Annotated in this window: 12 protein-coding genes; 9 read left to right on the top strand and 3 right to left on the bottom strand. The window is 62.7% G+C overall.

The window, feature by feature from the left end; genetic code table 11:
• On the top strand, positions 1-205 hold a 205-nt coding region (locus NKH91_RS16770; RefSeq protein ID WP_352884658.1), incomplete at its 5' end, for a transposase.
• A 6-nt stretch (positions 206-211) separates the two neighbouring features.
• Here the strand turns inward: NKH91_RS16770 and NKH91_RS16765 are convergent.
• The gene (locus tag NKH91_RS16765) at positions 212-1,174 is read right to left on the bottom strand and encodes a sugar-binding transcriptional regulator (protein WP_352884660.1); all 963 of its coding nucleotides are present in this window, start codon (positions 1,172-1,174) and stop codon (positions 212-214) included.
• 292 nt (positions 1,175-1,466) lie between these two features.
• Here NKH91_RS16765 and NKH91_RS16760 point away from each other — a divergent pair, with 292 nt between their 5' ends.
• The 5 genes from NKH91_RS16760 (at position 1,467) to NKH91_RS16740 (ending at position 6,765) form a co-directional block, all read left to right on the top strand.
• Positions 1,467-2,450, top strand: coding sequence for an ABC transporter permease (locus tag NKH91_RS16760; RefSeq protein WP_502898999.1), 984 nt, complete (start codon positions 1,467-1,469; stop codon positions 2,448-2,450).
• Positions 2,451-2,599: 149 nt separating this feature from the next.
• Positions 2,600-3,538, top strand: coding sequence for a sugar ABC transporter substrate-binding protein (locus NKH91_RS16755; RefSeq protein WP_352484098.1), 939 nt, complete (start codon positions 2,600-2,602; stop codon positions 3,536-3,538).
• Positions 3,539-3,571: 33 nt separating this feature from the next.
• A complete protein-coding gene (locus NKH91_RS16750) occupies positions 3,572-5,080 on the top strand; it encodes a sugar ABC transporter ATP-binding protein (RefSeq protein ID WP_023716792.1) in 1,509 nt (502 codons plus the stop codon).
• A gap of 126 nt (positions 5,081-5,206) precedes the next feature.
• Positions 5,207-5,971: an SDR family oxidoreductase gene (locus NKH91_RS16745; protein ID WP_352884664.1), complete on the top strand. Its 765-nt coding sequence runs from the start codon at positions 5,207-5,209 to the stop codon at positions 5,969-5,971.
• Positions 5,972-5,979: 8 nt separating this feature from the next.
• Positions 5,980-6,765 (top strand): SDR family oxidoreductase, encoded by a 786-nt coding sequence (locus NKH91_RS16740; RefSeq protein ID WP_352484100.1) that lies wholly within the window; start codon positions 5,980-5,982, stop codon positions 6,763-6,765.
• A 55-nt stretch (positions 6,766-6,820) separates the two neighbouring features.
• Here the strand turns inward: NKH91_RS16740 and NKH91_RS16735 are convergent, their stop codons facing one another.
• Positions 6,821-7,897, bottom strand: coding sequence for a D-alanine--D-alanine ligase family protein (locus NKH91_RS16735; protein WP_352639055.1), 1,077 nt, complete (start codon positions 7,895-7,897; stop codon positions 6,821-6,823).
• A gap of 291 nt (positions 7,898-8,188) precedes the next feature.
• Positions 8,189-8,371, bottom strand: coding sequence for a hypothetical protein (locus tag NKH91_RS16730; RefSeq protein WP_352639054.1), 183 nt, complete (start codon positions 8,369-8,371; stop codon positions 8,189-8,191).
• An 84-nt stretch (positions 8,372-8,455) separates the two neighbouring features.
• On the opposite strand from NKH91_RS16730, the gene NKH91_RS16725 reads away from it, so the two are divergent.
• The 3 genes from NKH91_RS16725 to NKH91_RS16715 all read left to right on the top strand — a co-directional run bounded on the left by NKH91_RS16725 (position 8,456) and on the right by NKH91_RS16715 (position 12,559).
• Positions 8,456-9,430, top strand: coding sequence for an ABC transporter substrate-binding protein (locus NKH91_RS16725; protein ID WP_352639052.1), 975 nt, complete (start codon positions 8,456-8,458; stop codon positions 9,428-9,430).
• A 73-nt stretch (positions 9,431-9,503) separates the two neighbouring features.
• On the top strand, positions 9,504-10,580 hold the full coding sequence (locus NKH91_RS16720) for a quaternary amine ABC transporter ATP-binding protein (RefSeq protein ID WP_352639051.1): 1,077 nt from the start codon (positions 9,504-9,506) through the stop codon (positions 10,578-10,580).
• Complete coding sequence (locus tag NKH91_RS16715) at positions 10,577-12,559, top strand: ABC transporter permease (RefSeq protein ID WP_352493989.1); 1,983 nt, start codon at positions 10,577-10,579, stop codon at positions 12,557-12,559. The genes NKH91_RS16720 and NKH91_RS16715 overlap by 4 nt, the downstream gene beginning before the upstream one ends.
• Positions 12,560-12,661: the final 102 nt, after the last annotated feature.

Raw genomic sequence — 12,661 nt, 5'->3', positions numbered from 1 at the left:
CAGGCTTTGGTATTTGCCGCCCTACTCTCCCGACCTCAACCCGATCGAGCAGGCCTTTGCCAAAATCAAACACTGGATGCGCCAAACGCAGAAGCGTACCGTCGAGGACACTTGGCGCCACATCGGCCACCTCGTTGAAACGATCGAGGCAACCGAATGCAACAACTACTTCGCAAACGCCGGCTACGCTTCCGTCAAAACGTGAAAGACTCTAGCGGTTGAGCAGCCCCTTTGCCGCATCCTCGTCGGTGATCAGAACCGATACCTTGGTGTTGGCGAGTGCTGCCCGCATGATGGCAATCTTTTCCTGCCCTCCCGACACCAGGATGATGCTCGGGATATCCGACAGATCCTGCAGCGGATAGGCACAGACGCGGCGGTTCACCTCGTGGTCGACCGGGCGGCCCTCGGCGTCGATGAAATGACACAGAATATCGCCGACGGCGCCGGCCGCCTGCAGTTCCTCGAGTTCGCTTGGCTTGATGAAGCCGTAATTGGCGATCGGGCTGTCGTTGGAAAACGAGCCGACGCTGAGCACGGCAATGTTTGCCCGGCGTGCACGGAAGACAACGTCCTGAACGCTGCGCTGGCTCATGAACGCGTCGCGCTGTTCCGGCCGGTCGGCATAGACCGGCACCGGCAGCAGGAAGCACTCCGCACCGATCTTCTCGGCGAAATCCCAGGCGCTTTCTGTCGGGTTGAGCGGCTGTGCATGGGTCAGGCCGCCAAGCATCGAAACCACCGTGGTCTTGGCGATAGGCCGCCTTGGCAACTCATTGATGGCGAATTTCAGCGTCCGCCCCCAGCCCAGCGCAATGACATCGCCGGCATTCACATGGTCGGCCAGATAGGCGGCGGCGGCGTGGCCGATCATCAGCGGTGCGTTGCTTCGGTCGGCAGCCGACGGCACCACAACAGCCTGGCTGAGCCCGAACCTCTGCTTGAGGCTTTCTTCCAAAACCACGCATTCGACGACGCTGTCGCGGATGCGAAACTGGACGACACCCTCTTCGCGGGCGGCGGAGAGAATGCGATGTACCTTGATGCGGCCGACGCCGAGAATTTCGGAAATCCGCTCCTGTGTAAGACCCTCGACATAATAGTGCCAGGCGGCGCGGGCCTTGAGTTCGGCGTCGGGAAAGCGCGAGGCTCTTTCGTTCTCTACGATCGTCATCTGTTTGCCTTGCCGCAGCCGCCGGCTCTGCTCATGATATTCCAATCCGGCGACTTCGAAATGCCCAAGATTTCCGAGACCTTGCGTAAGGCAAACCGGCGGACAGCGCAAACCGTCGTCGAATGAAACGGCAGGCCTTGACAATTTTCCGACGAACAGTTTAGCTGAACAAAATTGCATGTTAAAGATAAATTGTTCACATGGAGGGGCCTGGTGAACAAAGTGGCCCGGTGATGCAGCGCCGGATTGCTGTGGAGGAGACGAAGTGGCTGTGAGCAACGACGCAAGCGAGTTGAAAGCAGGCTCTGGTACGCAGGCCACGACGGGCGCAAAGTTTTCGGCTGTCTTTGCCGGAACCATGGGCCCGCTGATCGGGCTGGTCCTGCTGTGCCTGGCGCTCTCGCTGACCACCGATACGTTCCTGACCATCCGCAACATGCTCAACGTGCTCGACCAGGTTACCGTACTCGGCATCATGGCGATCGGCATGACGCTGGTCATCCTGATCGGCGGCATCGACCTGTCCGTTGGCTCTGTGCTGGCGCTGGCTTCCATGGTGATGGGCTTCGTCGCCCATCCGGACTATCTCAATCTCGGCCTGCCGGCCGGCATCGCCGCAGCCCTCGTCGTCGCCGGCCTTTGCGGGCTGGTTTCGGGCCTGCTGGTGACGGTCACCAAGCTGCCGCCCTTCATCGCCACGCTGGCCATGATGTCGGTGGCGCGCGGTCTCGCCAATATGATCACCGACGGCTCGCAGATCGTCGGCTTTCCCGACTGGTTCACCAGCCTGTCGATCATCCGCCATTTCGGCTTCCTGTCGGTCACCGTCGGGCTGATGATCGTGCTTGCCGTCATTTTCGCGATCTTCCTGAATTATCGCGCCACCGGCCGCAGCCTCTACGCAATCGGCGGCAGCGCCGAAGTCGCCCGGCTGTCCGGCATACCGGTCAAGTCGCTGACAAACTGGGTCTATACGATCTGCGCCGTGCTGGCCGGTCTCGCCGGCATCGTGCTTGCCGCCCGGCTCGATTCCGTCCAGCCGAGCTCCGGCCTTGGCTACGAGCTCGACACCATCGCGGCGGTGGTTATCGGCGGCGCCAGCCTGTCGGGCGGCGTCGGTTCGATCGGCGGCACAGCCATCGGCGTCCTCATCATCGGCGTGCTGCGCAACGGACTGAACCTGCTCGGTGTCTCGCCCTTCATCCAGCAAGTGGTTATCGGCGTGGTGATCGCGCTGGCGGTGGCCACCGACACCTGGCGGCGCAGAGCACAATGAAAAATGGGGCACAATGAAGAATTGGGCTCAATGAGATTCACCCGGATATTCGGGCGAAAACGGATCGGTGATCCGAAACTGGGAGTTGTTCGGCCACGGGGCGCCGCGATGCGCGGGCAGGACAGATTGAACATCAACGGAGGAATAACATGCTGACTAAACGTTCATTGCTGCTTGCCGCCGCGGCCATCATCCCGCTGCTTAGCCTGTCCGACATGGCCTCGGCCAAGGAAGCCAAGAAGCTCGGCCTCGCCGTCGCCAATCTGCAGGCCGACTTCTTCAACCAGATCAAGCAGTCCGTCGAAGCCTACGGCAAGGAAAAGGGCATCGAGGTCGTCACCGTCGACGCCAAGGGCGATTCGGCGACCCAGGTCAGCCAGGTGCAGGATCTGATCACGCAGAATATCGATGCGCTGATCTACATTCCGGCCGGCGCCACCGCCGCCACCGTGCCGACCAAGACGGCCAAGGCTGCCAGCATCCCAGTCATCAATGTCGACCGCAACGCCGACGGCGCGCCCGGCGACACCTTCATCGCCACCAATAGCGTGGCATCGGCGAAAGCGGTTTGCGACTACATCGCCAAGCAGGCCGGCGGCAAGGGCGAGCTGATCATCATCCACGGCCAGAAGGGTACGACGCCCGAGGTCGATCGCTCGAAGGGCTGCGGCGAAGCGCTGAAGGGCTATCCCGACATCAAGGTCGTCGGCGAATTGTGGAGCGAAGGCTGGCACCAGGACGAAGGTTTCAAGCTGACGCAGGATCTGTTGCAGTCGCATCCCGACGTGTCGATCGTCATCGGCCAGGCCGATGCGCTGGCGCTCGGTGCGGCGCAGGCGGTCAAGGTCGCCAATCCCGGCCACAAGGTCTGGGTTGCCGGCTTCGACGGCGACGTGGCGGCGCTCAAGGCGCTGAAGGACGGCGTCTTCGACGTGACGGCGACGCAGCAGACCCAGGGCATGGGCCGGCTTGCCGTCGATGCGGCAATCAAGCTGGTGGCCGGCGAGACCATTCCCGCAGAACAGCTGCAGGATGCGACGCTGACCACCAAGGACAATGTCGAGCAGTTCATCGCCAAGCATCCCTGATTTAGACCAGTCCGGCAGTCGACGAGCGCAACAATGTCCACCGAACCTCGCCACACGCACAGCCCCAATCTGGGTCTCGTCGTCAGCGGCCTCTGCAAAAGCTACGGACCGGTGCAGGTCCTGGCCGATGCGAGCTTCGAGGTGCGGCCGGGCGAGGTCGTGGCGCTGCTTGGCGAAAACGGCGCCGGCAAGTCCACCGTCTCGAACATCATCGCCGGGTCGACCAAGCCCGATGCCGGCACCATCACCTGGCGGGGGAACGCTTATTCCCCCGCCAATCCTGCCGCGGCGATCGACGCCGGCATCGGCATGATCCACCAGGAGCTGAAGCTGCTGCCGGATCTGTCGGTCGCCGAAAACGTCTATGTCGGGCGCCTGCCGATGCGCGGCGGCCGCATCGACCGCGCGGCAATGAATGCACGGGCATCAGCCCAGTTGAAGCGCCTCGGGCTCGATGTCTCGCCCGAGCGCAAGGTGCGCACGCTGCGTATCGCCGCCCAGCAGCAGGTCGAGATTGCCAAGGCGCTGACGCTCAATGCCGAGCTGCTGATCTTCGATGAACCGACGGCAGCCCTTGGCGGCGAGGAAACGGAGCTCCTGTTCCAGCAGATCCGCAAGCTCAAGGCGGAAGGCATGTCCTTCATCTATATCAGCCACCGGCTGGACGAGATCGCCCAGATCGCCGATCGCGTGGTGGTGATGCGCGACGGGCGCATCGTCGCCCGGCACGAGCGCGCCGATATTCCGGTGCGCACTGTCGTCGAGCAGATGGTCGGCCGCAGCGTCGAGCGGATGTTCCCGACTTTGTCGGCGCCCCGCAATGACACGCTGCTCGAGGTCGAGAACCTGTCCTCGCCGGAACGCAGCTTTCAAAATGTCAGCTTTTCAGTGCGGGCCGGCGAAATCCTCGGCATTGCCGGGCTGATCGGCGCCGGCCGCACGGAGCTGGTGAGGGCGATCGCCGGCGCCGACCCGATCTCATCCGGCTCGGTGCGCGTCGCCGGCAAGCCGGTGCATCTCAATGGGCCGGCGGCGGCGATCAAGGCCGGCGTCGTGCTGGTGCCGGAAGACCGCAAGGCGCAAGGCGTGGTGCTCGACCAGACGATCGGCGAGAATCTGGCGATCGGCAATTTCGACCATGTCGCGCCGAATGGCTGGGTGTTCCCGAAGGCGGTGCAGAAATTCGCCGAGGCCGGTATTCGCCGGCTCGGCGTCAAAGGCCGGCCGAACCAGGCGGTCAGCAAGCTTTCAGGCGGCAACCAGCAGAAGGTGATCATTGCCAAATGGGTGTCGCGCCCGCCCAAGGTGTTTATCCTGGACGAGCCGACGCGCGGCATCGACGTTGGTGCCCGCGCCGCGATCTACGATGTCATCGCCGACCTTGCCCGTTCCGGCATGGCGGTGGTGGTGGTGAGTTCCGACCTCGAGGAAGTGCTCGGCCTGTCGCATCGCGTGCTCGTGCTGAGCCGCGGCCGTCAGCGCGGCATTCTCGACCGCAGTGATGCGAGCAATGTCGCCGTCATGGAACTCGCCACGAGCTAGGACAGCCCATCGAAACAAAGCGCAGCAGGTGGTATCCTCCCGGGCACCAGACCGCGCGGGGCGCCAGCAACAGAGTTGGCGCCCCTTTATTTCCGGAGGACGGCGGTTGGAGGAGAGGGACCGACGATGAAACTATTCGATCTTCATGGTGACGTGGCACTTGTGACAGGCGCCGGCAGCGGCATCGGGCAAGCAATCGCCATCGGCCTGGCCGAGGCCGGCGCCGACATAGCCTGCTTCGGCCACGCCTCCAAAGGCGGGCTGGAGGAGACCGCACACCAGATCACAGCACGCGGCCGCAAGGCACTGGTGCTGACCGGCACGGTGACTTCAGAGGCCGATCTCGCGGCCGCGATCGAGCGTACGGAGCAGGAACTCGGCGCGTTGACCATCGCAGTCAACAATGCCGGCGTCGCCGGAGCTGAGTCGGCAGAGACGCTGTCGCTGGAAAAGTGGCAGAAGCTCTATGACGTCAATGTCAGCGGCGTGTTCCTGTCCTGCCAGGCCGAGGCCCGTGCCATGCTGACGCGGCGCAAGGGCTCGATCATCAACATCGCCTCGATGTCGGGCTCGATTGTCAACCGCGGCCTGACCCAGGCGCATTACAACTCGTCGAAGGCCGCGGTCATCCACATGTCGAAGAGCCTCGCCATGGAATGGGCCGATCGCGGTCTACGCGTCAACGTCGTCAGCCCCGGCTATACGCTGACCCCGATGAACAAGCGACCGGAGGTCGCCGACCAGGTCAGGATCTTCGAGCGCGACACGCCGATGGGCCGCATGGCGGCGCCGGAAGAGATGGTCGGCCCGACCGTGTTCCTGGCCAGCCGCGCCGCGAGTTTCGTCACCGGCATCGACCTGATCGTCGATGGCGGCTTCGTCTGCTGGTAGGAGAAAAAATGCAGAAGCGATTCCAGGGAAAAACGGCGGTCATCACCGGCGCGAGCGGCGGCATTGGCGCGGCAATGGCCAGGCGCTTCGCCGTGGAAGGTGCTGCGGTCGTCGTCAGCGCCATCGACGCGCGCGTTGAAGAGGTTGCCGCCGATCTGAAGACTGCGGGCGCCAAGGTTGCGTGGATGCGCATGGACGTGACCAAAAAGGAAGAGGTCGTCGCGCTTTACGACCTGGCCGAGCAACAATTCGGCCGCGTCGACATCTCCGTGCAGAATGCCGGTGTCATCACCATCGCCAGGATCGAGGCGATGACCGAGGCCGAATGGGACAAGGTGATGGCGGTCAACACCAAGGGCGTGTTCCTGTGCTGCCAGGAGGCGATCGCGCGCATCCGCAAGCATGGCGACGGCGGCCGGCTGATCAACACGGCATCCGGCCAGGCGCGGCAGGGTTTTATCTACACGCCGCATTACGCCGCCTCGAAATTCGGCGTCGTCGGCATCACCCAGAGCCTCGCCAAGGAAGTGGCCAAGGAGAAGATCACCGTCAACGCGATCTGCCCCGGCATCATCGACACCGATATGTGGGCCTATAACGACGCCGCGTGGGGCAAGTTGATGGGCGACTACAAGCCCGGCGAGCTGATGGCCGAATGGGTGGAGAACATCCCGATGGGCCGCGCCGGCAGCGGCGAGGACGTCTCCGGCCTGGTCAGCTTTCTCGCCAGCGACGATGCGGCCTACATCACCGGGCAGACCATCAATGTCGATGGCGGCCTGATCATGTCGTGAGATACGACACAGGCCAACGTTCCATCCGCCGGATCTGAAAGCCGCTTCGCTGCATTCAGGCTGCTCGGCCGGCCCGCGCCAATCCATGTTCCACGAGCCGGTCGATGATTTCGGAATAGCTGACGCCGCTTGCCGCCATTGCCTTGGAGTACATGCTGATATCGGTGAAGCCGGGGATGGTGTTGATTTCATTGACCAAGAATTGCATGTCCGGTCTCAGGAAAAAGTCTATACGCGCCATCCCGTCACAGCCGACGGCTCTGAAAGCCCTTGCAGCCACATCCCGCATGCTTGCCTCGACCTCGGGCGGCAGTTCGGCCGGCACTTTTAGCGCCGCGCCTTTCTCGTCGATGTATTTGGCATCGTAGCTGTAGAAACCGTGGCTTTCCGCCGGCACGATCTCGCCTGGCCGCGAGACGAACAGGTCGCCTGCCGGGTCCTCCAACACGCTATATTCGATCTCGCGCCCATGAACGAATTCCTCGGCCAACAGCTTGCAATCGTGCTGGAAGGCTTCAGCAAGCGCTCCATCGAATTCCTGGCTGGCATTGATCTTTCCGACGCCGACAGACGATCCCTGACGCGCAGGTTTGATGAAGAACGGCAGGCCGAGTTCGCTTTCTAGTATGGCGAGGGCAGGCGCCGCACCTTCATGAATCGTCACTGAGCGCGCGATTGGCAGACCCGCCGCTTTCAGGAGCCGCTTGGTGATATCCTTGTCCAGTGCGGTTGCTGAACCCAGGATGCCGCAGCCGGCGAGCGGCACCAGAGCCACCTCGGCCACCCCCTGTACCGAGCCGTCTTCGCCATGGGGGCCGTGCAGGACGGGAAGCAGGATGTCGATCGTTGGCAGATCATAGGGCGTGCCGTCGGCCGGGATCGCCATCATCCGTCCGCGCCCACCCGGAAGCAGGCAAACTTCCGTGCCGCCTGCAGGTTTCGCCAGCTTACCATCCTCAAAACTGCTCAGCAGCCACTGTCCTTCGCGCGTGACGAAGATTGGGACGGCATCGTATTTGGCAGGCAGCAGCGCACGCATGACATTGGTTGCTGAAAGCACCGAAACGTCATGCTCGGCGGAACGTCCGCCAAAGAGCACGGCAATGCGCAGTCTGTTCAAGGAAGAGGTCATGCAAGCCTCGGAGACGATCTGGTGTTGAAAGGGTCAGAAGCCGACGGCGATACCGCGGTTGGCGAGGAAATAAGGCGCTCTGGTCTGCTGCATTGTGTCGATATCCTGTCGTCGCGGCTGGTAACCCGATGACTGGCAACCTTGGCTTTTTTCGAACCGATCTAAGGGTTCATGCAAAAGACGGGCCGTGAAATTGGCACCGGCGTTAATCGTTGCGCCACGTGAACGTTGGTATATATAATTTCATCTCATGAAAGTGGCTCTGGCAAATTACAGAGCCAACAGCCGAGATCATGGGACTTTGATGGTTTGCACCTCAAGACCGGCGATCGATCCGTGGATCACTGCCTCGGCAGCAATCGTTCGGCGGTCATGACGCGGCCGGTCCCGCCACATCTTCACCAATTTGGGCACCACGCCGTTTTGCGCCTGCATCCGCTTCGGCAGCATTGTGGCGCCGACGGCCTTGCGCAACGACCAGCTTTTCCAACACAATCAAAAAAGACGCAAGAAGGGAACGAACGATAACGTCCACCAGAGCTTGACAGGAGAACAAGCATGTCACTTCGGAGCATGATTTCGAAACTATCAATGGGAGCCTTGGCGCTTGCCGCAGCAAGCGCGCTGACACTACCGGCACAAGCAGCGGCGCCGGAATCCAACGACCCGATCAAGATCGCGCTGTTCGACTGGACCAGCGTCAATCTGAACGCCAAGATCCTTGGCGGCATCCTCGAAAAGCTCGGCTATACCGTCGAATATCCGACCGCCGACTATCTCTCCAGCCTGACCACCGGCCTGACCAATGGCGACATCGATGTCGGCATGGAGTTCTGGGACACGACGGCCGGCGAAGCGATGAAGGCCTCGGATGCGACCGGCCAGACCGAACGTCTCGGCAAGCTCGGGCCCAAGGCCAAGGAGGAATGGTGGTTTCCCGAATATATGAAAGAGAAATGCCCGGGCCTGCCGAACTGGGAGGCATTGAAGGACCCAAAATGCGCCGAGGCCTTTTCGACGGCGGAAACAACACCGAAGGGGCGCTATCTCGGCGGCCCTGTGACATGGGAAGGTTTTGACGACGAGCGCGTCGAGGCGCTGAAACTGCCCTTCACCGTCATCCATGCCGGCACCGATGCAGCGATGTTTGCCGAACTGGACTCGGCCTATCAGCGCAAGGCGCCGATAATGCTGTGGATCTATTCGCCGCATTGGGCACCGGCCAAATACAAGGGCGAATGGATCGAATTCCCCGACTATACTGTAGAGTGCTACACCGACCCGAAATGGGGCGTGAACCCCGATGCGAAATACGACTGTGGCAAGCCGCATGGCGAGATCTGGAAATATTCCTGGGCCGGCATGAAGGACAAATGGCCGGTCGCCTACAAGGTCGCGAAAAACTACACGGTCGATACCGACGAGCTCAACAAGATGAGCGGCGAGATCGATCTCGAAGGCAAGACGCCGGAAGACGTCGCCGCCGCCTGGATCGCCGCCCACGAAGCCGACTGGAAAGCTTGGGCCGAGTGACCGTCTGACTGGAAATCCGACGGCCCGGCCATTCGTGGCCGGGTCTCGATCCCTATTCCAGAAGGACGATTGCATGACCGATACGATTGAACGCGCGGCGAAAGCGGGCAACGATGCCCGCCCGACAAAGCTTGCCTGCCGCAATGTCTGGAAGCTGTTCGGGGCGGACGCGGCCAATTTCATCCGCCGGCGCGACGGCAAGGCCAGCCTGGCGGACATCGCCGCTGCCGGACTGGTTGGCGCGGTGCGCGCCGTCGATCTCGAAATCCGGCAAGGCGAGATCTTCATCATCATGGGACTTTCGGGATCCGGCAAGTCGACGCTGGTGCGCTGCATGTCGCGGCTGATCGAGCCGACCCACGGCAAGGTCGAGTTTGAAGGCAAGGACCTGCTCAAGATTTCCGATGCCGCGCTGATCGAGCTGCGACGCCACCGCATGGGCATGGTGTTCCAGAATTTTGCCCTGCTGCCGCATCTCAACGTACTGGAGAACATCGCCTTTCCCTTGGGCATCCAGGGGCAGGACCGGCCGACGCGCGAAAAGCGGGCTCGCGAGGTCATCGAGTTGGTCGGCCTGCGCGGCCGCGAGCATTTCTATCCACGCGAGCTTTCCGGCGGCCAGCAGCAGCGTGTCGGCATCGCCCGCAGCCTCGCCACCAAGCCGGAAATCTGGTTCCTCGACGAGCCATTCTCGGCGCTCGATCCGCTGATCCGCCGTGAGATGCAGGACGAGCTGATGCGGCTGCAGACCATGCTGCACAAGACCATCGTCTTCATCACCCATGATTTCGACGAGGCCATCCGGCTGGCCGACCGGATCGCCATCATGAAGGACGGCGAGGTCATCCAGATCGGCACGCCGGAAGAGCTGGTGGTCAACCCGGCGACGGATTATGTCGCCGAATTCACCCGCGACGTCGACCGCGCCAAGGTGATCTCGGCCAAGAGCCTGATGCGCGCCTGCGACGCCGCTGAACATGGCGGCACGGTCGCGCCGGATGCCAAGATCGCCAGTTTCTCGGCAGATATCGTCTCTGCCGGCAAGCCCTTCGCGGTGGTCAACGGCACCGGCAAGCCGATCGGCGAGGTAACGCCGCAGGCGGTGATCGATCTTCTCGCTGGCATCGAACGTCCCGGAGCCGGCGCATGACGGTCACGGCAAGCGCGAGCGCAGCGAGGCCGCGGCAGGGTCAGACCTGGCTGGTGATCTGGGCCTGCGCGCTCGCCGCCGTGCTTGTTGTCTTCCTGCTGCAGGAAAGCCTGCCCTGGACGGTCAATTACCCAGCCAATGCCGTCATTCCCGTCGCCGACTGGGTCAGCGCGCTGATGAACTGGGTGAAGTCGAATTTCTCCTGGCTGACGCGCTCGATCACCGCCGTGCTCGGCGTGCCGCTCGATTTCGCGCTCAATCTTCTCGCCAAAAATTTCAAGATCGGCCATGGCGCGGATATGATCGTCTTGCCGCGCCTGTCCTGGGTCGGCGTCTGCGCTGCCGCCTACCTTGCCGGCCGCGCCGCCGGCGGCTGGAAGCTGGGTGCGCTGGTCGGCGGGTGTTTTCTCTACATCGCGCTGTTCGGGCAGTGGACCAGCGCCATGCTGACGCTGGGCCTGATCTCGATCGCTGTGCCGTTTTGCATTGTCACCGGGCTGTTCGCCGGCATCTGGGCATGGCGCAAGCCTTGGGCAGAAAGGCTATTGATCTCCCCTGCCCTCGATCTGATGCAGACGATCCCAACCTTCGCCTATCTCATCCCGATGCTGCTTTTGTTCGGCAACAGCCCGGTCTCGGCAATGATCGCGACGGCAATCTTCGCGACACCGCCAATGGTGCGGGCGACGATGCTGGGCCTGTCGCGGGTGCCGTCGGAGATCGACGATTTCAGCGAGATGGCCGGCTGCACGGCACGGCAGAAGCTGTGGCGGGTGCTGTTGCCGTCGGCGCGGCCGACGCTGATGGTCGGCGTCAACCAGGTTATCATGCTGGCGCTCAATATGGTGATCATCGCCTCGATGATCGGCGCCGGCGGCCTCGGCTATGATGTGCTTTTGGCGCTGCGCGCGCTCAAGGTCGGCGAGGCGATGGAGGCAGGCCTCGCCATCGTCGCACTGGCAATTGCGCTCGACCGACTGAGCCAGGCGATCGCGCACAATCACGCCAAGGGCAATGTCCGCCATCAGCCCGGCACCAGCTTCTGGCGGCGCTATCCCAACCTGACGCTGGCCGTCGCCATCCTCGCCGTCACCACGCTGCTCAGCCTGTTCGTGCCGGCCTTCGCCGCGGTGCCGAAGGCGATCACCTTCACCACCGCACCTTTGTGGAAGGCGGCGGTGAACTGGATCACGATCAACTTCTTCGACACGATCGAGGCGTTCCGCGTGGCGCTGATCCTCAATGTGCTGAACCCGGTGCGCGCCTTCTGCGAGGGCTTTCCGTGGCTGGGCGCGGTTTGTCTCCTCGGCCTTGCCGGATACCAGCTCGGCGGCTTGCGCCTCGCCGCCCTGGTCGCGGCATTGACAGCGTTCTGCGCCGTCACCGGCCTTTGGGAAAAGACCATGGCGACGGTCTACCTGTGCGGCATCTCGGCCTTTATCGCTTGCCTGATCGGCATCCCTATCGGGCTGATGGCATCGCGCAGCGACCGCTTCGAAAAGATCGTGACGCCGGTCATCGACACGCTGCAGGTGCTGCCGTCGTTCTGCTTCATCATTCCGGTGGTGATGCTGTTCAGAGTCGGCGACGTCACCGCGATGATCGCCACCGTCGCCTTCGCCGTGGTGCCGGCCATCCGCTACACCAATCACGGGATCCGGCAGGTGCCGCCGGCGCTGATCGAGGCGGCGAAGGTTTCCGGCTGCACCAAGCGCCAGACCTTCTTTCGCGTGCAGCTGCCGCTGGCGTTGCCGGAGATCATGCTCGGCGTCAACCAGACTATCCTGATGGCGCTGGCAATGATCATCATCTGCGCCATGGTCGGCACCCGCGATCTCGGCCAGGAAGTGTTCATCGCCCTGTCCAAGGCCGATTCTGGCCGCGGCATCGTCGCCGGCCTGGCCATCGCCTTCATCGGCATCGTCGCCGACCGGCTGTTCAATGCATGGACGGCCAAGGCGAGAGCGAGGCTGGGATAGCCGGGAAAGGACGGCCACAGGAAGCTGCCGCTAATGGCGCCCCGGTGACGAGTTACCGATCCCTACTCCTAACGACATAGCCCTTCGGGATTATTGCTCGCT

This window comes from Mesorhizobium sp. M0894 (assembly GCF_040319725.1).
In the GTDB taxonomy this organism is placed as follows: Bacteria; Pseudomonadota; Alphaproteobacteria; order Rhizobiales; family Rhizobiaceae; genus Mesorhizobium.
The sequence above is the reverse complement of the archived record's forward strand: the minus strand, read 5'-3'. Positions and strand labels throughout refer to the sequence as shown.

What these genes read in the sequence shown, in the direction of transcription:
- NKH91_RS16765 (WP_352884660.1), bottom strand. Translation starts at nt 1,174, where the DNA reads ATGACGATCGTAGAGAACGAAAGAGCCTCGCGCTTTCCCGACGCCGAA.
- NKH91_RS16755 (WP_352484098.1), top strand. Translation starts at nt 2,600, where the DNA reads ATGCTGACTAAACGTTCATTGCTGCTTGCCGCCGCGGCCATCATCCCG.
- NKH91_RS16750 (WP_023716792.1), top strand. Translation starts at nt 3,572, where the DNA reads ATGTCCACCGAACCTCGCCACACGCACAGCCCCAATCTGGGTCTCGTC.
- NKH91_RS16745 (WP_352884664.1), top strand. Translation starts at nt 5,207, where the DNA reads ATGAAACTATTCGATCTTCATGGTGACGTGGCACTTGTGACAGGCGCC.
- NKH91_RS16740 (WP_352484100.1), top strand. Translation starts at nt 5,980, where the DNA reads ATGCAGAAGCGATTCCAGGGAAAAACGGCGGTCATCACCGGCGCGAGC.
- NKH91_RS16735 (WP_352639055.1), bottom strand. Translation starts at nt 7,897, where the DNA reads ATGACCTCTTCCTTGAACAGACTGCGCATTGCCGTGCTCTTTGGCGGA.
- NKH91_RS16725 (WP_352639052.1), top strand. Translation starts at nt 8,456, where the DNA reads ATGTCACTTCGGAGCATGATTTCGAAACTATCAATGGGAGCCTTGGCG.
- NKH91_RS16720 (WP_352639051.1), top strand. Translation starts at nt 9,504, where the DNA reads ATGACCGATACGATTGAACGCGCGGCGAAAGCGGGCAACGATGCCCGC.
- NKH91_RS16715 (WP_352493989.1), top strand. Translation starts at nt 10,577, where the DNA reads ATGACGGTCACGGCAAGCGCGAGCGCAGCGAGGCCGCGGCAGGGTCAG.